The sequence below is a fragment of the Anaerosacchariphilus hominis genome (assembly GCF_014290175.1).
In the GTDB taxonomy this organism is placed as follows: Bacteria; Bacillota; Clostridia; order Lachnospirales; family Lachnospiraceae; genus Laedolimicola; species Laedolimicola hominis.
The window spans coordinates 1-1,596 of sequence record NZ_JACOOR010000023.1 but is presented as its reverse complement, the minus strand read 5'-3'; the positions used below and the strand labels follow the sequence as shown (position 1 = coordinate 1,596).

Sequence of the window (1,596 nt, the reverse complement as noted above, 5' to 3'; positions counted from 1 at the left end):
CTGTATCTCGGCGCTATACCAGTCATTCCGGTGGGGTTCCCATGCCATCAATGTATAACCGTGGCTGGTCTGAACCACCTCATACAGAGGGTCATCATCCAGATATGCCTGAAACACTTTCAAAACCTTTTCAAAGGCCAGCATTTCCCACACCTCCCATTCAGCTGCAAATCAGTTCCCTGATTAAAATTTCCTCAATCTGTGCCGTTAATGTGTTCATCAGCCCCACCCAACGCATAGGATCACAGGCTTTCAGTTCCTCAGTGACACCCGCAGCCTCCATCATGTGAGGTAACATGGTGTCCACACGCTCCTGCGCTGTCCGGTCAATCTCTAACAGGTGTGGATACAGCTTCTCGCTCATCAGCAGTTGGTTGTAGAGAATGGGGCGATGTTCCTTTAGGTAGGATTTTCGCATTCTGCCGTACTTGCCGATAGAAGTTTCCGGCTGTTCAGAAAGTTTTAGGTTGGGTATATCATAATCTCCACAACGAATGTAAGTCAACTTACTCATATTCATTCTCCTTTGCTTCGTGATGATTAGACTGCTGCGCTGGCTGCTATGCTGCCTTTGCGTGGTTCTTCTTTCGGCAGCTGTCCGACAGTAGAAAAAACGCCTTTTTTCATATCCTCAGCCCGGATCAGGGCTTTCTTAGCGTCCATTTCCGCTTTTTTCTTTGCCTTAATTTTGTCCTCGTACCGTTTCTGTGCACCGCTGGCTTTCCGCTTCAAATAGTTCTGATGGAGCCTGTCCTTGCGTTCTTCTTTTTTCTGCAGTTCTTCCTGTTCCTCCGGGGTTAAAGGAACCGGCTGTAAGGATGGTGGGATATAGCGTCCTAAAAAATTGAAGTAGATTTCAATTTCCTGCGTGGTGTCCTGGCTGCCTTTTCGGGCGCGTTCGTGGACAAGGATTTTCTCTACAAACTCGTTGAGCATGGTGTTTGTCAGCGTGTCAAAATTCTCATACTTATCAATCAGGGCTATAAATTTCTCTGCGGATTTCTGGCTCTGCTCATAGCCGGTAACAGCCTTTTCCAGCTCCGCAATTTCAATCTCAAGTGCGTCCTGCTCTTTGGCATACTGTGCATCAAGCGCCCTATATCGTGCATCCGGCAGCTTGCCGAGGGCATTGTCCTCATAGATTTTGCAAATCAGTTTTTCCAGTTCTCCGGCTCTCTTTTGAGCAGCAGCCAGACGCCTGCGCTTTTTCGATATATCGGCACTCTGTTGAGCAACCTGCGTTTCCTGAACGGTGTGAATAAATTCCGTCCGGTCATTTCTGGAATATTCAGCGATAGCCCGGAGCGTGTCAGAAACCAATGTCAGAACAGCACTCTCATTGATACGGTGTTGTGTAGGGCATAGTGTCCCACACGGAACTTTGGTATAATTGGAACAGGTATATTGAGAAATCCGCCTGCCATTGTTGGTGCGGTGGACATACATCTTGCCGCCACAATCGGCACAATAGAGCAAACCTGTGAGGGGAGCCGCTTCGCCCCAGCCGTTTGGATAACGCCGTACATTGCTGCGGATTTTCTGCGCCAAATCAAAGGTCTGCTGGTCGATAATGGCTTCATGGGTATTCTCAAAGAT

The 1,596-nt window shown here is 48.2% G+C and carries 2 protein-coding genes; both read right to left on the bottom strand.

Going from position 1 to position 1,596, the window contains the following annotated elements:
• Positions 1-160: 160 nt before the first annotated feature.
• Positions 161-514 carry a TnpV protein gene (locus H8S44_RS16095; protein WP_117888729.1) on the bottom strand — a complete coding sequence of 118 codons (354 nt, stop codon included), beginning with the start codon at positions 512-514 and terminating at the stop codon, positions 161-163.
• Positions 515-540: 26 nt separating this feature from the next.
• On the bottom strand, positions 541-1,596 hold a 1,056-nt coding region (locus H8S44_RS16090), incomplete at its 5' end, for a DUF4368 domain-containing protein (protein WP_186997566.1).

Bases quoted from the DNA above. Each gene is read 5' to 3' on its own strand.
- H8S44_RS16095 (WP_117888729.1), bottom strand. From the start codon at position 514: ATGAGTAAGTTGACTTACATTCGTTGTGGAGATTATGATATACCCAAC.